The sequence below is a fragment of the Staphylococcus sp. GDY8P198P genome, assembly GCF_017891615.1.
Lineage (GTDB): Bacteria > Bacillota > Bacilli > Staphylococcales > Staphylococcaceae > Staphylococcus > Staphylococcus cohnii.
Map to the genome: position 1 here is coordinate 118,911 of NZ_JAESJQ010000019.1, position 20,619 is coordinate 139,529.

Sequence of the window (20,619 nt, forward strand, 5' to 3'; positions counted from 1 at the left end):
AGCCCTAAACCATTTTAAATAATGGATTAGGGCTTAATTAGTTATTATTTTTTCTCTTGTCCTTTTGGACCTACTTCATATTTATAATCTGATGGTTTCACTTTATCAAAATCAGGATTATCATAAAATCTCATTAAGTCACCGTTTAGGACATCATCGCTCATTTGTAAGTCTTTTTCAGCTTGTTGTTTACGTTTATCAAAATCACTAGGTTTTTCTGTTACTGGCTCATTATTTTTATTATCATATATTCTGCCATTTACATATTTGTAATCTTTCGTTACAAAGTCACCATTTCTAAACGGCACAGTATCATTATGATCTTTTGATAATAAGTCTGTACCCATCATGAGATAATTCTTAGTATCAATACCCATTAAATGTAGTAATGTAGGCATTACATCTGCTTGTCCAGCATAAGTTTTATCAACAGTACCTTCTTTACCAGGGATTTTCAACCAGAAACCTGTACGATTTAAATCTGTAAACTTAGCTGGTGTAATGTCTTCACCTAATAATTTTTCCATTGCTTTGTTATGATTTTCTGAAATACCGTAATGGTCACCATAAATCATGATAACTGAATCATCATAGACGCCTTTTTTCTTCAATTCATTTACAAATTGTTCTAGCGATTCGTCTAAATATCTCGCTGTCTGTACATAACCGTCAACTGTTGAATCACCAGTATTTGGTTTATCAATTGATGCATCTTCTGGAGATAAAGTGAACGGATAATGGTTCGTTAGTGTAATCAAATGACTATAGAAAGGTTCTTTTTCCTTCGCTAAATAATCTGCTGATTCATCAAAGAACTCTTTATCTTTCAGACCTAAATTCTCTTGATTTTCCTCTGACATATCATAGTACGTTGCATCATAGAATTTATCTACGCCAAAGTGTTTATAAACTTGGTCACGGTTCCAGAAAGTTTTATAATCACCGTGCATCACGCTAGATGTGTAACCTTGTTGTTGATGCAAAATCGCTGGTAATGATTGGAACGTATTATCACCTTTAAGTGAGAATGCCGAACCTTGTGGTAAACCATATAAACTATTATCCATTGTAAACTCTGAGTCTGAAGTTTTACCTTGTCCTGTCTGATGGAAGAAGTTTGGATAGTATCTAAAATCTTCATTACCAGTAGAAAGTTTATTTAAGAAAGGTGTAACTTCTTCACCATTTACTTTTTTGTTAATCAAGAAAGTTTGGAAACTTTCTAAGTGTATTTTAATCACATTTTTTTTCTTAGCCGCTCCGAAGTATTCTGGATTCGGCTGTGTTTGCTTTTGTTTCGTATAATTTAAGACTTTAGTTAAATCATCTTCATTTGCTAATGCTTTTTGTTGATTATTTTGTATCGTTTTTACACCATCATAAACTGTGAAGTTATATGGACCTAAGTATTTAACTAAATATTTATGGTCGAATGTACGTGTTAATAATTCCGGACGATCAGATTCAGCAAAAGCTAGGTTTAAGAAAAATAATGCAACAGATGCTGCCATAATCACTGGAACAAATTTTTTGCTAAACACACGCTTGTCTAACCATTTTTGTCTAAATATTAATACAAATAAATAAATGATTGTATCGATAAAGTAAACAAAGTCATACCATTTAAATGAAGCTGATACCGCACCACCCATTGATTCAACATTACCTACTTGATTTAACGTACTAAAAGTCAAGAAGTCAGAGAAGAATCTGAAATATACAACATTTGCGTATAATAAGAAGGTTAAAATAAAACCGCCTATAAAGATAAACCAAAATGCTTTCTTACCTTTGAAGAATAAGAAAATACTCAATACTAATGCAATTAAACTATATGGATTCATTAATAAGATTAAATTTTGAACTAACCCTTTAACACCTAAAGAAAAGTCAACATAGTATGAAAAATACGTTTTAGCAGTAACTGTTAATACAGTTAAAATAAAAAACGCAAAAAGAGTTAGTTTCTTTTTGTGTAGACTCATGTCTGTTCCCCCGATATAAATTAATAAAAGTTGGTGCTAATACCTAGCCCAATTAAAATGCTTTGTAATCATTGTTAATGCGTAGCTTAGATTATCTAACAATGTCTTTATCGTTATTTGCGAAAGTTAAAATTTAAGTAAGAAAAATAGGGTGACATCCTGTATCTTTCCTCTAAAACACATCTTTTTGTCTTTTGTCACTAATTTATTTTTATAAAGTAGCAATTTTTATTTTTAATGAAATTTATTGATTCTTTTTGAAAAATTATATTTGTTGTAATGTAAATTATGTTAATGCATTTTATTATGTTTTACATCGTTTTTACACTGCATTCACTCTGTAACATCCTTGTAATAAAACGATTATAGTTCAATTAATAAATATAAAGCAATTCTTGTCTAATATCAAGTAAAAACACACTTTTTTAATTAAAAACGCTGATCTAACCGTTTTATGAAGGTATCATTAACCTATTGTGAATACATGATTAAAAGAAGATTAAAATTTAAATTTCCTTTATAATTATACTTGCTCTATTTAATAAATTAATCAGGCCTTGGACCTATTTAGATAATGGTTAATTTATACTGAATGACTTATGTAATTACTTAATCTTATCATATTCAACACGATTACCGTTTATTATACTAGATAAATGAGTTCAAATATTTAAGAATTAATCACTATATCTGAATGTCTATCGAATAATCACTGAATATGTATCACAAATAAAATTTCAGAACTATATTTTAGCCAAACATTGTCTAAGATTTATGCATATTGAGCAAATCATCTAATGTAAAAAACCTCAGGTAATTTATCACCTAAGGTTTGGATACATTCTAAAATTCATTAACCAAAAGACATATTGATATAATTATTATTTTTTGGCTAAAAGATTTTTAATTTTAAATGAACACTTTCGAAACGTATTGCTATACACTAATACGTTTTATTTTTTGATTGTGTATACTATTTTAACATTTCTAATTGCATTCTATACTCAATACCATGAAACAGTTGATTTAACCAATTGGTATATTTTATTAAATTCTTTTCTGCAGTTTCAACATCTATGAATTGAAACTTCAACTTAGTACCAGGATGTTTTTGGCCTAACTTCGTTAAGTGATAACTGGCGATTGTCCCTATTTGCGGGTAGCTTCCCAATGTGTAATGGTCATTTAACAATATAATAGGTGTACCATCCCTCTTAACTTGAATCGTTCCTATTTGTACAGATTGATGTGCAGGCATATCTTCATAAAATGCTTTAACAGGTTGACCTTCAACATACATGCCCACCCTATTCGCTTTACTTGTCACTTTATATTCCCCATAAGTAAAACGATTTAAAGCATCTTGGTTAAAATCTTCTGTTCCTTTGTTTTTAATGACATGAAATACATCGGACATATAATTAAAAGAAAGTGCATAGCCATCTATACCCCAATCTGTTTGATGTGTATGTTCAAGATTCTCGAAAAGTTTGTGGTGACGTTCTGTATAATCACGTTTCATATTGATTTCATCGCCTATTTCTAGTTTGCGACCATGAAATCCACCTAGTTTAGACATAAAATCAGTAGAAGTAGAACCCAACCATTCGTCTAACTCAAACCCTCCACCAACAGCTAAGTAAACTCTTGAGGTCCGTGAAGTCTCTGTAAACTCAAGTACATCACCTTTTTCCATTAAATAAAGTTTATTAGGTAAGACTTTTAAATTAGAGGTTTTAGCTTTAAAACTGCCGCCACTTAATGCGATTAAAGTTGGTTCAGTAAAACGAATACTGGCCATTCTATTGGTCATTTCTAATGTTGCTTCATGTTTATCGTTGGCTACTAGCCGATTAGCAATTTCATGTGATAATGGATCTAAAGCACCACTTGGGATTACACCATTGTGTTCAAAACCGATACGACCAAAATCTTGAAAACTTGAGAACAATCCTTCATTTTCTATTATGATTGACATGGTTTAAATCCTCCTAAATCCAATGCTTCTGCTGTCATAGCTTGAAATTGCACATTATCACCTAATTTTAAAGTCGTAAAATCTGTTTGATGTGGATTAAATAATTCAACTGGCGTATAACCTATCACTAGCCAATCGCCATAAGTATCTATCGTAGTAATACCTGTTTTCTTACCTTCAATGATTACTGATCCCGCAGGAATAAATGCTTTTTTACCACCTGTGTGATTTACAAATAAACGCTTATCCATCCCTGTTAAATATGGAAATCCTGGAGAATAGCCCATCATTGATACGAAAAAGTTCGAATTTGTATGTAATTTTACAAATTTGTCGAAATCCATTTTATAATATTTTAGCAAAGACGCTAAATCTGGACCAAATTCACCACCATATACTACAGGTATTTGAATTGGTTCAGACGCCTCTTCTACATGTTTTATTTCTAATTGCACAGATTGCAACAATGCTTTCATATATAAAAATGGTGATTTTATGTTGTGATGTTTAATCATATCTCTAGCGTCATAACAAATCATCATATCTGACTCTGTTGGCACAATTTCTGTAATAAAAGGATAATTTTTGTTAACAAGATATGTTTTTAACGCGAGTAGATCGTCAGTTAAATCTTTGGAGACTTCTTTTTCTATAGAAACCACAATTGCTTGGTCACCTTGACTGTATATCTTCATAAATTCACCTCATCTATTGTGTCTATTTGTGACTATCGATAAAATACATTTAATATTTGTGTTAAGTAGCGTATTAATTCTTTAACTAAACCATAGATAAATATCAACTGAATAGCACATGAAATAGTGATGATTAACTTAGTAGCAGAATATTTATGTTGATTCATTAAATAGGTTACATACCATTTTGTAAGGCCGATTAGCGTAATAATTAATAAGATCCAAATCAATATCATTATTTTGCCTCGCTTGCTGACATTAGATTTTTTAAGACTCGTATAACTTTGTTTATCTTAATTCACCTCATACAGTTAAACCATATCTATGTGTGGCATATTTGATATTTCCAACTATTGATATCAAACACACTCGCAACAACGTTTTATCACAATTATTAGAATTAAAATTAATATTTTTCTTATACTTTCTATATTCTATAGATTTATTGCAACATCGGCAACCTCTCTCAAACTATTTATCAGAAAAACTTGAATTTGATTTTGCCTTAACTTGTGTTTAAAATCTGTCAAACTATAATCTTTTTCAATTAATTTACCTTCTTCTATTAACTCTTGTCTCTTACATCCTTTTAAAAAGTCTTCATTATATACTGGTGTATAATAATAGTTTCCTTCTTTGATCATAATATTTCCAATATCAAATTCTAATATTTTTCCTGATTTGTCATAGAGTAAGATGAGATCAGTTTCATGATTATGCGCTAAATGATCCCTATTTGTTGTTTTATTCGTAAGTACTCGTTTATCTTGAATTGGGGTTAATGGTACAATTTTTGCCGTAAAGCTATCTTTTTGAGGTAATTCAGCAACTTCATATTTAAAAATACCATTAGGATGTAATATAATTTTCACTCTATAAGTTCCTGTAAAATATAAGCCTTTAATTTCCGAAATCGTTTTGTTCCATTGCTCATCTTCGAAAGTCATTTGGAATTGATTTGCCGAATGTTTTATTCTGTCATAATGATATGTCAGCCTTGAAAAATTGCCAGAATCTAATCGTAATGTTTCAAATAACTGCATTATAATCTCTCCAATATTTTTGTCTTATCTATAAATTCTTGCACTTCAGATTCTGGATTAGAATCAATGGTAATACCTGCTCCAACGCCGTAAACAGCTTTCCCATTAATATATTGAATTGTTCGAATAGGTACATTGAAAATAGATTTCCCATCAGGTAGCAATAAGCCTATAGTTCCACAATAACCATTTCTTGGTGTTTGCTCTAATTGTTTAATATATTTCATTGTATTCAGTTTCGGTGCACCGGTAATTGAACCACAGGGGAAAATGGCTTCTAGAACACGCAATAAACGCATATGATTTGGTAATTGTCCAGTTACCATGGATGTCATTTGATAAACTGTTTGATATCTTTCAATATGAAACGGTTTATATACTTTAACTGTTCCAGTATTGGCTACTCTACTTATATCATTACGCAACAAATCAACAATCATTACATTTTCCGCTCTATCCTTGGTAGAGTTTCTTAATTTTTCAAAATGTTCCTTATCTTCTAATTCTGTTTCTCCCCTAGCTATTGTCCCTTTCATGGGTTTGCTTAATACAATATTTGATTGATTTTTAAAGGGCCCATATTGAAAAAATAACTCTGGTGATAATGATGCAATTTGAACTTCTTCTGTATCAATCAGTGCTGAATAATGGCCATGATTCCCACCCTGTAGTACATGGTAAAGTTCAGAAATCGGACCTTGTATATCATCACTCAATCTCGTTGTATAATTAACTTGATATGTATTGCCTTCAACAATCGCTTTTTGTACTTGTTTTATATGTTCAATCATTTGCGCATGTTCATATTGAAATTCAAAGTTATATTTACGTTGATATGTAACATTTTGCTCATTTATGCCATCGTGTACTGCTTCAAATACATATGCAGCAGCATAAACGAATACCCCATAGGGAGTTACTGTTGCTAACTGATCGTTAAAAAAACTTGCCGCTTCATATGGTAAATATAAAGCTACATACTCCCCTTTGCCTTGATGTAATTCAGCAAATTGAATGACTGCTCCAATGTCCTGCTTTTGATATGCTATTTTTTTACATACACATTGTTTAAATAGGTATTGATAAGTTTCGGTTTGTGTTTCATTTATGTAATATTGATAATTAAATTTTACTTGCATGATGTGCCTCCACACTTTCAATAAATAATTTAATTTGGTCGATACCGTATTCACTCAAAAATGATTCGGGATGGTATTGGACACCATAAACAGCAAATGCTCGATGTTCACAAGCCATAATAATCCCTTTATCATTGGTAGCTGTCACGGTTAGCTCTCCAGGAAATGTATGTATATCAGCCATTAATGAATGATAACGCATTACATTAAATGATTTTGGTAAATTTTTAAAAATACCTTTGCCTGTATGCGTAATTAAAGTTGTATGGCCATGGACAGGCTTATAGTTCTTTACGATGTGCCCACCAAAATAAGTAATAATTTGTTGAAATCCTAAACATACACCCAAAATCGGTACATGGTTCATAAATTGTGTTATGACTTCATTTAAAATCGGATAATCTGACGGCGTTCCCGGTCCAGGCGATATTACAATTGCTGACGGTTTCATATTGATCAGCTTTTCTATATTAATTTCGTCCACATCAATCACTGTGATTGCCTCTGTATAACATTGTTTGAGATAGTCCACGATATTATAGGTAAATGAGTCTTTATTATCGATTACAAGTAGCATTGAATCACCTCAATTATAATTATATATTGTTCTAATATAGTCATTATCCCAAATCTCAACTTGATTTTACAGCTTAAATGTATTATTCTAGTCACGGTATAAATATAACAGAGGTTTCTAGCTGACACCCTCTATAAAAAACTAGACACTTGAACGACGTCTATCTTTTTATAGAGATAGGCGTTTTTTTATGGCGTCATAAGTTTTATATGGCAAAGCTAGCACGATATTTTAAGGAGTGTAAACTATAATGACACAACAGCCATTAAACAATAATAAAGCCATCGTCGTTTTTAGCGGGGGCCAAGACAGTACAACCTGTTTATTTTGGGCAAAGAAACATTTTGATGAAGTAGTCTTAGTAACTTTTGAATATGGACAAAGGCACGATACAGAAATTCAAGTTGCAAAACAAATCGCCAAGGAGCAAGCAGTCGAACACCATGTACTTGATATGTCACTATTATCTCAACTCACTCCTAATGCACTCACACAACATGACATCGATATAGATGAAGATGAAGACGGCATGCCAAACACTTTTGTACCTGCACGTAACTTGTTGTTCTTATCATTTGCTGGCGCCCTAGCTTATCAAACAAATACAAAACATATTATCACAGGCGTATGTGAAACAGACTTTTCTGGTTACCCTGATTGTCGGGATAACTTTATAAAGTCAATGAACGTTACACTTTCGCTCTCTATGGATAAAGATTTCGTTATTCATACACCGTTAATGTGGCTTGATAAGAAACAAACATGGGCATTGAGTGATGAGCTCGGTGTATTAGACTATGTTAGAAATCGAACGTTAACTTGTTATAACGGTATTATTGGTGAAGGTTGCGGCGAATGCCCTGCCTGTAAATTACGCGCACGTGGTCTTAATGCTTATTTAAAAGAAAAAGGAGCGAATTAATATGTTCCAACAAAATTATCCGAGTGTGAACCACAATTACCAATTTGAACTTAATAAGGATTTTAATTTTTCAGCTGCGCATTATATCCCAAGTGAAGACGCTGGAAAATGCATGCGTACGCATGGACATACTTATTTTGTCAACTTAACAATCGGTGGAGATACCGTAGACCATAATGGATTTTTAGTGAATTTTAGTGAATTGAAGCAACTCGTTCACGGACAATTCGACCACCAATTATTGAATGAGTTACCTCAATTTGAAGGTAAAAGTCCATCGACTGAAATTGTTGCACAAACGATATATGAGATGGTCCAATCCTCATTAGATCAAAGACCAAACAAACCACAATGCTTACAAGTTTATGTTAGAGAAACGCCAACAAGTTATGTCATATATCGACCAAAGGAGCTAAATGATGAGTAAAATACCTGTGCTTGAAATTTTTGGTCCAACGATACAAGGTGAAGGCCGTGTAATCGGTCGTAAAACCATGTTTGTACGTACAGCCGGATGTGATTACCGTTGTAGTTGGTGTGACTCCAGTTTTACATGGGATGGCAGTGCTAAAGAAGAAATACGCATGATGGATGCAACAGAGATTTATGAGAAATTATATGACATTGCAGGTGAATCATTTAACCACGTAACAATTTCAGGAGGTAATCCAGCTTTAATAAAAGGTATTCAAGCCTTAGTCGATTTATTCGAAGAAAAAGGTATACAAAGCGCTTTAGAAACCCAAGGAAGCAAATTCCAGCCATGGATGACACAAATTGATGATTTAACAATTAGTCCAAAACCACCTAGTTCAATGATGAAACCAAATTCACCTATTTTAGATGATGTCATTGCTAAATGTAAGCCAGAAACACTCAATCTCAAAGTAGTTATTTTTGATGACGATGACTTTGAATTCGCAAAAATGATTCATCATAGATATCCTAATGTGCCATTTTATTTACAAGTTGGGAATCCATATCTAGATGGAGAATATGTCGAATCTCATACAGAAAAGTTACTTTCACTATATGAAGCCCTTGTTAATCGTGTTATGGATAGTAGTGACATGAATAATGTATATGTATTACCTCAATTACACACTTTACTTTGGAGTAATAAAAAAGGTGTTTAAATTGAGTAAATCAACCGGTTCGTTGTATAATGCTCTTTGTCTATACAATAAACCGGTTTTTCTTTTGTACATTAAATATAGCAATGATTGTCACTGTAAATATAATTATTAAAAATAATAACATTTTTACAATATGTCGGATAATGACTTATAATTTTTTAAAACATCAACTGTTATTAAATGATTAAATCTAACTTAATTGATATAATGTTGCAGTGAAGTATCTAGGTTAGGAGAGCAACATGCTAATAAATATAATCATAAATATAGCTACGGTAGTAATCATACTCGGTATTGATTTATATCGTCAGAATTTCAAACAACTTAAGTTTAGCTCTATACTTTTATCAATAACTATTAACAGTATCATCAATTTAGTCTTTGTTGGTAAATACGATTACATAACATTCTACACTTGCACCCAATTGATTATTTGGACATTATTGCAATTGTATCTCAATAAAAAAACAAAAACATATGTGATAACTGATCAAAAATTTATTGGTTTTATTTTAACGATTATCATGAGTACGTCTTTAATCCTTTCATTCGATACAAGTAAAGATTCTTACTATATGTCCATTCCGTATTTAGCTCCAGCTATTTTTCTCATAGGTGCAACTTTATTGTTCTATAGTACATTCCAAACACATGAAAAAGAACAAATTAAAATCTTGAATCGTATTCGAAAACCAGTAGTGATTGGGCAAATTATTATTGTATTATCTTTTACAATCATGCCTTTATTAACACCTTATTGGTATGCCTTTATTATTGTACATTTATTATTCTTACTTTTTTTATTATGGCAGAATATATTTTTTTCAAAAAAATGATTAGCAAATTATATTTTGTGGTATGTAGTAATTGATGATGATATTTAAAAAGGAGGTATACTTATGTTTGGATTTATTATTATGTTAATTGTCGGCGGTTTGATTGGCTGGATTGCTGGTGGTATCGTCGGTAAAGATATCCCAGGAGGTATTTTAGGTAATATTATTGCTGGTATCGTAGGTTCTGCACTAGGTTCATGGATATTAGGTGATTGGGGTTGGCACTTAGGCGGTATCGCTATCTTCCCTGCACTACTTGGAACAATTATTCTTGTTGCCCTTTTATCATTTATTTTGGGTAAATTACGTAAAAAATAATTGGTTTGTTAAATTTTTAGTTTTAAAAGAAATTCCTGAAACTTAATGTCATAGTTTCTATATCGACAGAAGATGACTATATAGTGAAAGCACTCAGGAATACTAAAATCTAAAACAAAAATAAGCGTCAATTTCTATTAACATACTATAGAAATTGGCGTTTTTTGTTTTTTAAAGTGTTATTATCTTGAGGGTTTATGATCTATCTTTCGTAAAATGTCATTCGTATAAACCTTAGTTATTGTTTCACTTTGTGTGTATGGGTTCAACAATAACCTAAAATCTAAAACAACCTTTATAAAACTAAACATTACTTCTGTATCAAAATTTCTTTGACTATAACATTTTTATTTTTGCTTTTAAGAGTATTTAACTAATTTGGCTCTTATACAATTTTGTAATGTGCTAATGCTTGAGATTGATATGAGTGAAAGACTACAGCCTCAAATCATATCTCCAAGCATGTAAGGTCAAAATCGTGATAATCATTCTGTTTATACACAAAGCCCTCAACCTACGCTTTTAGCATAGACTGAGAGCTAGAATTACCTGTGTTTAACGAGCGTCTTATTTTTTTCAGTTTCCACCTTATGTGACGGTACATAAAAATGCTCTTCTCTATTTATTCTGTTTTCATTATTTTCTTCTGTTTCTTCTGGATATTCAGACATTTCTATTTCAGAGCCCAGTCCTGTTGTTTTGTGTATTGGTTTCAAATTAGATACTTGAACAATATATTTTGGGCGCTGTTTTACTTCATAATATATCCTACCGATATATTCGCCTACAATACCTATTGAAATAAGTTGGATACCTCCAAGTAATAAAATAGCTGCAATTGTTGAAAAGTACCCTGGTGTTTTCACACCATTAATCATAATATTACCAAAACTAAATACAATATAAAGTAGACTCACAAAAAATACGATAAGTCCTAAATAAATCATAGCCCGTAACGGCTTATTATTAAATGAAATCAAGCCATCTATTCCATAGTTTAATAATTTACCAAATGACCATTTAGATGTACCTTCTTCTCTTTCAACGTTTTCATAAGTGAAAACCTTAGTATTATAACCTATCCATTCATACAATCCTTTTGAAAAACGATTATATTCATTTAACGATGTTAGTGAGTGTAGTGCGCGTTGACTAAGCAACCTAAAATCTCCAACGCCATCTTCTAATTTAATATCCTCAACAAAGTGATTAATCATTTTATAATAACATTTAGTTAAAAATTTTCTCGAACGTTTTTCACCTGTTCTATCACGTTTTGCGACGACTTGATCATAGCCATCCAAATAACTATCAATCATCTGTGGTATAAGCTCTGGCGGGTGCTGTAAATCAGCATCAATCATCACAACAGCATCACCTTCCACACTGTGTTGGAAACCGGCTATCATCGCTGATTCTTTACCGAAATTCCTACTGAACGAAATATATTTCACATGTTCATCATGAGCTGCCATTTCTTGAATATAATTAATCGTTTTATCATGGCTACCATCATCTACAAATAGTAAATCATAGTTATAGTGACGGTTAAGACTATCTTTTTCTAGTATTTCAGTTAACCTATGGTATGTTTTTAATATTACTTCACCTTCGTTATAACATGGCACTATAACTCTTATCTGCATAATAAACACCTTCATTTCAATTACTTCAATTTCACTTTACCAATATTTACAGTTATTTCGCCATTCTTTTCATTTAGATTTACATAATTTTTATATTTCCTTAATATTCAATTATAAAACTTACACGCTTTTAAAAAAATTGCTAAAACAGAGAACATCAATGATTTGTATAATAAAGAAAATCTAAAATACAATTTTCAAATTTTTCTAATAAAACAGATTATATATATACATAAATATTGCTCTATATCTTTTTTGTAAAAAGTTGTAACTTTGTCCATCTAGTTTATCAACTATTTGTCAGAAATGGAAACAAAACCTAATATTAGTAAAATTAAAAAAATAAGATAGAGAATTAAGTGTCATTAAAACGATTCTCTATCTTACACGATATAAAATAATCGGCTTACAACCTTTTAGGAATATGTTACAGAAAATAGACCATTGATTATAATTGCCACTTATTAATTTTGTAATTATTATTCAGCAACACATGCTGATAAAATGATTTAAACTTGCTACTTTAAATAAATTATTTCAAATCACCTATACGCACTTGATCAGGATCTTTACCTTGACGTGCATCTCGATTTAGATTATCGATTTCAGCAATGTCTGTTAATTCTAAATTAAAATCAAAAATTTCATAATTTTCTTTAATACGTTTTGGCGTTTTAGATTTAGGTATAATCAAACGGTTATGTGCTAAATGCCAGCGCAACACGATTTGCGCAGGTGTTTTACTATAACGTTCGGCAATATCAACAATGATAGGATGTTCAAGTAAACCTTGGTTTCGCATGAGCGGCATCCAAGCTGTCACGGCGATATCATGCTTATCACAAAAATCTTGTAATTCATGCTGATTGAAATAAGGATGTACCTCCACCTGATTTACTGCAGGCGTAATTTCTGTCTCAGCCATCAATTTTTCTAAATGATGTTGCTTAAAGTTACATACACCAATTGCGCGTATTCGACCTTCTCTGTATAATTTTTCCATCGCTCTATATGTTTCAATAAAAAGTCCATCTTCTTCACATGGCCAATGTATTAAAAATAAATCTAAATAATCAATACCTAAATTCTCTATAGATTTTGTGAAAAATTCAATTGTTTTATTATATCCTTGATAATCATTCCATATCTTTGAAGTAATAAACAATTCAGAACGAGGCACATCAGATTTTTTCAAAGCATTGCCTAATGCAATTTCATTTTTATAAAAGTAAGCTGTATCAAAAGCACGGTAACCGATATCTAAAGCGCTAAATATAGCTTTTTCCATTTCCTCATCAGTGATTTTGTAAACACCCAAACCAATTTTCGGCATAGGATAACCATTATTTAAATAATATGTATCTTCTATCATAAATTTATCCTCCTCTTTATTAGTATAATATATATTTTCATCCTTTAAATAAAAAAACTATTCACATAATTTTGCTATTAAGATGATTATAAAAAAACTGGGACATTGATTGATGTCCCAGTTTTTGCAATACCTACTTATTTTTATGATACATGTTGTATGCATATGGTGCAAAATATATGTTGATATTTTGCTAACAAATGATAATTACTATGTTAAAACCTCAAACAACACTGAATTATCATCACTCGCAGCTTAATTATCATTACTTTCTTCGTCTTCATCTTCTTCTGGAGTTGGACGTGTTTCATGATATTCAAACTCTAAGATAACATTGATAATTTGATGATTATCCACTTCCGATATTACCCAACGATCATATTGTGTATCTACATAATCATTTGGTTGTAAGTTGGTATTATGTGCTTGTAACCAACCACCAATTGTATCTATATCTTCAGAATCCTCAAATTCAATACCAAATTGATCGTTTAAATCATCTAATAACACCCTACCGTTAATTTGGTATTTATTATCACTTAGTCTGAGAACATCATTGACTTCATCATCGTCAAACTCATCACGAATTTCACCGACAATTTCTTCTAATATATCTTCCATGGTTAAAATACCTGCAGTACCACCATACTCATCAATAATTAAACTAATGTGAACATGTTCGCGCTGCATTCTGATAAGCGCATCACTGATTCTAGTAGTTTCGGAAATCATTGGCAAATCATGGATGTAGTTACTTGCTTTCATCGGTTTACCAGAAGCATACTCTGTTAAAAATTCTTTTACGTTAATAAACCCTTTTACATGGTCTTTATCGCCATCTTCTGTAATTGGATAACGTGTGAATTGATGTTCTTTAATTGTTTCTAATAATTCATCTACATTAAATGGCTCATTTAGTGTAACCATTTGTGTACGCGGTACCATGATATCCTTAGCATGTCTTTCATCAAAAGAAAAGATATTTTGCATATATGCTAATTCTGTTTGATTGATTTCTCCGCCATTATAACTATTATTTATTATAATTTTTATTTCTTCTTCTGACATAGCATCATTATTTGCATCAGGATCCACACCAAACATACGAATAATCATTCTTGCTGAACCATTCATTAACCAAATTAATGGCTTCATTATAAATCCGAAATAATATAGCGGTCTAGCATAGACTAGTGCCAATTTTTCGGTATATTGGATAGCAAGCGTTTTCGGTGCTAATTCACCCAAGACAACATGCAAATATGTCACAATGATAAACGCTACTATAAACGAAAAAGTTGTCGTTAGTGCTTCAGGTAAATGGATTAATTCAAATAATGGGTGTAGCAACTTGTTAAATGTTGGTTCACCTAACCAACCTAATCCTAAAGATGTCACGGTAATACCCAATTGACATGCTGATAAGTAATAGTCTAAGTTTTTAATCATCTTTTTAACAACACGTGCACTACCGTTGCCTTCTGTTGCAAGTTGTTCAATCCTAGTAGTACGCACTTTAACTAATGCGAATTCTGATCCTACGAAGACTGTAGTTAATGCTATTAAAAAAAAGAATATTACTAAATTTATTATGGTCACTGTTTCCAATTAGTTCCCTATTTCTAGGGATTCACCTCCAAATTTTGTGTCACAATAGGTGACTGCTTATAAAATATTATATAATTGTTAAAGTTTGTATTATATGCTAAATCCTTCCCATTGTAACACCTCCCTAAAAATACGCATTTCTTTTATTTTATCATAATAGTTGTTTCGAAAGTAATTTATACATATTAAAATTTATATTCACCTAATATACCATTTAAACGCAAACTTACCTTCGCGTCAACTTTCTAAATTTTACATCATTTGTCCTAAATAATATTTATTTATTCTAAAATAATGATTACTTAAGAAATTGATGTATTTCACCATTTTTGATAGTTGTTTGAACTTCAATATCATCGTTCACGATGACAATATCTGCATCTTTACCCGCTTTTAAGCTACCTTTTTTATCGTCAATGTTTAAAGCAATTGCCTGATTCAAACTAGTGACACGCCATAGATTATCCAATGAATCACCTGTAAATTTAAAAAGATTATGCAAACCAGTATTCATTTTTAAAATACTTCCTGCTAATGCTCCTGAAACTAAACGTGCTTCTGAGTCTTTTACGATGACATTTTGGCCACCTAAATCATATTCTCCATCTGGCATGCCTTTTGCTCGCATAGCATCTGTAATTAAATAGAAATGTTCATTTCCTTTTTGTTTATATGCGATATTTACAGCAGCAGGATGTGAGTGAATCCCATCGACAATAACTTCAGTGTTCAATTTATCATTAACCCATGCCGCACCGAATAGTCCTGGTTCTCTATGTTCAAAAGGTGTACCAGCATTATATAAATGCGTTACGTGTTTGGCGCCGTTTTCCACCGCTTCATTGCTCTCATCAAATGTCGCAACTGTATGTCCAATTGAAAATATAATTTGATCTTTAAAAGCTGCCAATGTTTCTTTAGCGCCATCGACTTCAGGTGCAAATGTGATAACTTTGATGTGATTGTTCGCTATATTTTGGAAGTATTTTAATTTTTCCACTGAAGGCCGTTGGACATAACCAGGATTTTGCGCGCCTACTTTATGTTCAGAAATAAACGGACCTTCTAAATGGATACCCACAATTTCAGCTGTATTTAACGTATCTTGTTGTGTTTGATATGCAGCTATATTTTTGAGCGCATTTGTAATATTCTCATCTGATTGTGTCATTGTAGTTGCTAAATAACTCGTTGTACCTTCAGATAACAATGACTCTGACAAATGTTTTAAGCCCGTCATCGATGCATCCATTGCATCTTCCCCGTAACCACCATGCATATGAATATCAATAAAACCAGGTAGAATATGATGCCCTTGTGCATCTATCGTTTGTAAATCACCTTCATACTTTCCTACACCTAAACCAGCAATTTTACCAGATTTAATGATGATATAACCGCAATCAATGGTTTCAGTTTCAGTATATATTCGTCCATTTTCAATTACATATTCAACCATTTATATTACCTTCTTTTCAATTATTTTAGGTTAAAATTTTCTTGCATCACTTGTAATTTATTTTACCAAATTCAACGCTTATATTATATTCAAAAGCAAATAAAAAAAACCAGAAGTTTCACTCAATCATGAGTTTCTTCTGGCTTTTCTTTATGAATCTCTGTAATTTTAATCATTCATCGCTTCTGAATTTTGTATCTCTTCTTTAGTTAATTTTGGTTTTAACATACCATAAATAACTGCTGCTATGATAGCTCCAATAATGATTGCTATCAATGATTGCAATACGTGACTAAAGTCTGTTCCTAATATAACAATAATACCACCATGTGGTGCTTGAATGGATGATCCTAAACCTAATGCAATTGCACCTGCTACACCTGAACCCACCATCATAGACGGGATTACACGAATAGGGTCAGCTGCGGCAAATGGAATTGCTCCTTCAGTAATAAAGGATAGCCCCATCACATAGTTTGGAACAATAGAACCTTTTTGTTCTTTAGTGAATTTTTTACGGAACAGTAACATTGCTGTTGCAATAGCAATCGGTGGCACCATACCGCCAATCATCGCTGCTGTAATTGGTGCTGCATTACCTTCTGTCAATGCAGCTACAGCGAATACATAAGCTGCTTTATTAAATGGACCTCCCATATCAATAGCCATCATCGCACCAATAACAAGACCCAATAGCATAATGTTAGTACCTGATAAACTTTGTAATCCATTCAGCAATAAATTATTTAACCAAGATGCTGGAGGATTTAAAACATAAATCATCAGTAAACCTGTTATAGATACAGAGAATACTGGGAAAATTAAAGTTGGTTTTAAACCTTCTAGAGTTTGTGGCATACCATTTGTTAATTTCTTGATGCCTAATGTTAAATAACCTGCTAAGAAACCTGCAAGTATGCCGCCGATAAAGCCTGAATCACCTGTACTAGCTAACAAACCACCAACTAAACCAGCTGCGAAACCTGGTTTATCCGCTATACTACGTGCTATATAACCAGCAAGTATAGGAATAATTAACATAAAGGCACTCTTGTTACCTATATTCCACAATTGTTCTGCGAATGCGTTGTAATCTGAACTTTTTGGATCAAACGAGTTTGCACCAAATAAGAACACGATAGCCATTAAAATACCACCAGCTATAACAAGTGGTAGCATATTAGAAACACCGTTCATCAAATGTTTATAAATTGTCTTGCCCACACCTTGTTTTTCATTACTTTCTGATTGTACTTTACTTGAATCAGCACTCGCTACAAACGGTTTACGAGAAATATCTTGAGCAATATTAATTAATTCTTCTGGGCGTTTAATACCATCAGCTACCGGTACTTCAACAACATTCTTGCCATTAAAACGCGCTGTTTCAACATGTACATCTGCCGCTACAATAACACCAATAGCACGTTCGATATCTTCATTCGTGAGATGATTTTTTATACCGCCAGATCCATTTGTTTCTACTTTTATTTTAACGCCCATTTTTTCAGCTTGTTTTTTCAAAGCATCTCGAGCCATATAAGTATGTGCTATACCCGTTGGACAAGCTGTAACTGCTAATATATAGGGTTCATTTGTGTCAGCTGGTGCAACAGAGCTTTCAGTATCTTCTTCTACTTCTTCTGTAGCTTCATCATCAGCTTTATCAATGATTTGTAACACAGATTGAGGAGACGTTGCATTTAGTAAATCTTCTCGTACTTTATCATCCATTAAAATACCTGATAGTTTTGCTAATGCATCTAAATGTGTTTGTGCGCCACCTTCTGGAGCCGCAATCATAAAGAACAAATGTGCCGGTTGCATATCTAAACTTTGATAATCTACGCCCGCTTTAGATTTACCAAAAGCGATGGCAGGCGTATCTACTGCTGCTACTTTAGCATGTGGTATCGCAATACCTTCTCCAATACCAGTCGTACTTTGCGCTTCACGGTTATAAATAGCTTCTTTAAAAACTGATACATCGTTTAATTTCTTTGCTTTATCCAGTTGATTCACTAATTCGTCTATGACACCATTCTTATCAGTTGATGAAAGATCCATAGCTATTGTCTCTTGAGTTAATAACTCTGTAATTCTCATCTCATTCACTCCCCTTTAGAGTCGTAATTGTCACTTGTTCTTTAATATCTTCAATTGCTTTGTATGAAGCTAAATCATCGTTAAAAGCAGTTGCTGTTCCCGCAGAAACTGCTTGTTTAAACGCGTTTTCAATCGTCAAACCTGTTTCAAGTCCAGCTATCATGCCTGCAACAGTGCTATCACCTGAACCAACTGTATTGACAACTTGACCAAGAGGTACTGACGCCTTCAAACTATGTTTATGATCAACATAAACTGCACCCTCGCCACCAAGTGACACAATCACAGATGATGCTCCTTGTTTCATAATTTCTTGTGCGTAATGGATAACATCTTCATCCGAATTGATTGCTGTATCAAACATAACTTCTAATTCATGTTTGTTCGGTTTAATAAATAGTGGATTGTATTTTAATACGGATTCCACTAAATCTTTTTCAGCATCTACGACTAATCGAGCTCCTGTTTGGTTTGTGATTTTTGCAATTTGCTCATACGCATCTTTAGGGACGCTTTTCGGTATACTTCCTGCCACGACTACTATATCTTTTTTTGAAGTTTGTTTAAGTTGTCTGAGTAGATTTTCAAATTGTGTTTGAGAAATATTTGGACCTGGTGCATTTATTTCTGTTTCATCACCAGTTTTTAGTTTTACATTAATCCGTGTATCTTCATCTATCTCTATAAAATCAGTTTGAATACCTGCTTTTTTTAAAGTATCATCTATAAATTGACCCGGAAATCCACCTGCAAATCCTAAGGCTGTTGAAGGTACGTTCAATGTTTGCAACACTCTTGAAACATTGATACCCTTACCTCCAGCAAATTTAAAAGTTTCTGTCGCTCTGTTTAATCCATTTAATTCAAGATCATCAGCAAACATGATGTAATCAATAGAGGGATTAAAAGTTACCGTATAAATCATCGTGTACCTCCAATAAATGTATAATGTTCAGTATATTTCTTAAATATGTCACTCTCTTTTACTTTTTTAGAAGTAACAATGCTAACTTGTGTTTCTACAGGCACATGTGCAAAATATACTTTGTCGTATTTATCATGATCAGCTAAAATATAAGCGTTTGTCCCTAAATGTATAGCGTATTTTTTAATAATCGCTTCTTGCTCATCAGGTGTAGTTAAACCATATTTTATGTCTATACCATTCATACCAAGGAATACCTTATCAAAACGATAGCTTTTCAACGTTTCAAGCGCGCTAGCACCTACTGTCGCATATGTTGTCGATTTGATTTCTCCACCTAAAATAAATGTTCGAATACCCTGTTTAATTAGCTCTTCGACATGCGTCAAACCACTCGTTACAACAACAATATTTTGTGCACTGATGTAAGAGATCATCTCAAGTGTAGTCGAACCAGCATCTATAAAAACACATTCATTATCTTCTATTTCCAGCGCTGCTAACCGTGCGATTTCTTGCTTTTCTTTTAAGTTTGTACCGCGTTTATCTGCTAAATTAGGTTCTAAGATAGATGAGTCGTTTAACATTGCACCGCCATGCACTCTTTTCAATTTCCCAACTTTTTGTAATTTGGATAAATCTCGGCGAATTGTAGATGCACTACATCCTGTTCGATCTATCAATTCCTGTAACGTCAAAAAATCTTTTTTTGACAATTCAGTCAATATGAGTTCCTGCCGTTTTTCAGTAATCATCCCTCCACCTCATTTCATTTTCATTATAATGGTTACGCTTTCTTATTTCAATCATTTTTTGTCAAAAACAATCAAAAACAATCATATTATGCCAATAAAATTTGATATTCCACCTTTTT

The 20,619-nt window shown here is 32.4% G+C and carries 19 protein-coding genes; 5 read left to right on the forward strand and 14 right to left on the reverse strand.

Features of this window, described 5'->3' with window-relative positions; all coding sequences use genetic code 11:
* Positions 1-44 precede the first annotated feature (44 nt).
* The 7 genes from ltaS to KA824_RS12065 all read right to left on the reverse strand — a co-directional run bounded on the left by ltaS (position 45) and on the right by KA824_RS12065 (position 7,417).
* Positions 45-1,985 (reverse strand): polyglycerol-phosphate lipoteichoic acid synthase LtaS, encoded by a 1,941-nt coding sequence (ltaS, locus tag KA824_RS12035; protein ID WP_107384927.1) that lies wholly within the window; start codon positions 1,983-1,985, stop codon positions 45-47.
* A gap of 973 nt (positions 1,986-2,958) precedes the next feature.
* The gene (locus KA824_RS12040) at positions 2,959-3,963 is read right to left on the reverse strand and encodes a 5-oxoprolinase subunit C family protein (protein WP_107384448.1); all 1,005 of its coding nucleotides are present in this window, start codon (positions 3,961-3,963) and stop codon (positions 2,959-2,961) included.
* Positions 3,951-4,658 (reverse strand): 5-oxoprolinase subunit PxpB, encoded by a 708-nt coding sequence (gene pxpB, locus KA824_RS12045; protein ID WP_119517615.1) that lies wholly within the window; start codon positions 4,656-4,658, stop codon positions 3,951-3,953. Before pxpB ends, KA824_RS12040 begins: the two co-directional genes overlap by 13 nt.
* A 32-nt stretch (positions 4,659-4,690) precedes the next feature.
* Positions 4,691-4,894, reverse strand: a complete 204-nt coding sequence (locus tag KA824_RS12050; protein ID WP_213014055.1) for a hypothetical protein — start codon at positions 4,892-4,894, stop codon at positions 4,691-4,693.
* A gap of 198 nt (positions 4,895-5,092) precedes the next feature.
* Complete coding sequence (locus tag KA824_RS12055; RefSeq protein WP_181187430.1) at positions 5,093-5,701, reverse strand: aminotransferase class IV; 609 nt, start codon at positions 5,699-5,701, stop codon at positions 5,093-5,095.
* Positions 5,701-6,840: a chorismate-binding protein gene (locus tag KA824_RS12060; RefSeq protein ID WP_181187429.1), complete on the reverse strand. Its 1,140-nt coding sequence runs from the start codon at positions 6,838-6,840 to the stop codon at positions 5,701-5,703. Before KA824_RS12060 ends, KA824_RS12055 begins: the two co-directional genes overlap by 1 nt.
* Positions 6,824-7,417 carry an anthranilate synthase component II gene (locus KA824_RS12065; protein ID WP_119517612.1) on the reverse strand — a complete coding sequence of 198 codons (594 nt, stop codon included), beginning with the start codon at positions 7,415-7,417 and terminating at the stop codon, positions 6,824-6,826. The genes KA824_RS12060 and KA824_RS12065 overlap by 17 nt, the downstream gene beginning before the upstream one ends.
* A gap of 250 nt (positions 7,418-7,667) precedes the next feature.
* Here KA824_RS12065 and queC point away from each other — a divergent pair, with 250 nt between their 5' ends.
* From queC to KA824_RS12090, 5 genes are all read left to right on the forward strand, one after another.
* Positions 7,668-8,339: a 7-cyano-7-deazaguanine synthase QueC gene (gene queC, locus KA824_RS12070; RefSeq protein WP_107384454.1), complete on the forward strand. Its 672-nt coding sequence runs from the start codon at positions 7,668-7,670 to the stop codon at positions 8,337-8,339.
* Between the two features lies 1 nt (position 8,340).
* Positions 8,341-8,766, forward strand: coding sequence for a 6-carboxytetrahydropterin synthase QueD (queD, locus tag KA824_RS12075; protein WP_107384455.1), 426 nt, complete (start codon positions 8,341-8,343; stop codon positions 8,764-8,766).
* A complete protein-coding gene (gene queE / locus KA824_RS12080; RefSeq protein ID WP_181187428.1) occupies positions 8,759-9,475 on the forward strand; it encodes a 7-carboxy-7-deazaguanine synthase QueE in 717 nt (238 codons plus the stop codon). Before queD ends, queE begins: the two co-directional genes overlap by 8 nt.
* Before the next feature lie 242 nt (positions 9,476-9,717).
* Positions 9,718-10,311, forward strand: coding sequence for a hypothetical protein (locus KA824_RS12085; RefSeq protein ID WP_107384457.1), 594 nt, complete (start codon positions 9,718-9,720; stop codon positions 10,309-10,311).
* Positions 10,312-10,374: 63 nt separating this feature from the next.
* Entirely contained in the window at positions 10,375-10,629 is a 255-nt protein-coding gene (locus KA824_RS12090) for a GlsB/YeaQ/YmgE family stress response membrane protein (RefSeq protein ID WP_107384458.1), read from the forward strand.
* 545 nt (positions 10,630-11,174) lie between these two features.
* Here KA824_RS12090 and KA824_RS12095 read toward each other — a convergent pair.
* The 7 genes from KA824_RS12095 to KA824_RS12125 form a co-directional block, all read right to left on the reverse strand.
* Positions 11,175-12,275, reverse strand: coding sequence for a glycosyltransferase family 2 protein (locus KA824_RS12095; RefSeq protein ID WP_181187427.1), 1,101 nt, complete (start codon positions 12,273-12,275; stop codon positions 11,175-11,177).
* Between the two features lie 532 nt (positions 12,276-12,807).
* Positions 12,808-13,647 (reverse strand): aldo/keto reductase, encoded by an 840-nt coding sequence (locus tag KA824_RS12100; protein WP_107384460.1) that lies wholly within the window; start codon positions 13,645-13,647, stop codon positions 12,808-12,810.
* Positions 13,648-13,902: 255 nt separating this feature from the next.
* Positions 13,903-15,255: a hemolysin family protein gene (locus KA824_RS12105; RefSeq protein WP_019468254.1), complete on the reverse strand. Its 1,353-nt coding sequence runs from the start codon at positions 15,253-15,255 to the stop codon at positions 13,903-13,905.
* Positions 15,256-15,553: 298 nt separating this feature from the next.
* Positions 15,554-16,714, reverse strand: a complete 1,161-nt coding sequence (nagA, locus tag KA824_RS12110) for an N-acetylglucosamine-6-phosphate deacetylase (RefSeq protein WP_181187426.1) — start codon at positions 16,712-16,714, stop codon at positions 15,554-15,556.
* Between the two features lie 168 nt (positions 16,715-16,882).
* Positions 16,883-18,820, reverse strand: coding sequence for a PTS fructose transporter subunit IIABC (locus KA824_RS12115; RefSeq protein WP_181187425.1), 1,938 nt, complete (start codon positions 18,818-18,820; stop codon positions 16,883-16,885).
* Between the two features lies 1 nt (position 18,821).
* Entirely contained in the window at positions 18,822-19,745 is a 924-nt protein-coding gene (pfkB, locus tag KA824_RS12120) for a 1-phosphofructokinase (protein WP_107386257.1), read from the reverse strand.
* Positions 19,742-20,500, reverse strand: a complete 759-nt coding sequence (locus KA824_RS12125) for a DeoR/GlpR family DNA-binding transcription regulator (RefSeq protein ID WP_181187424.1) — start codon at positions 20,498-20,500, stop codon at positions 19,742-19,744. Before KA824_RS12125 ends, pfkB begins: the two co-directional genes overlap by 4 nt.
* Positions 20,501-20,619 lie beyond the last annotated feature (119 nt).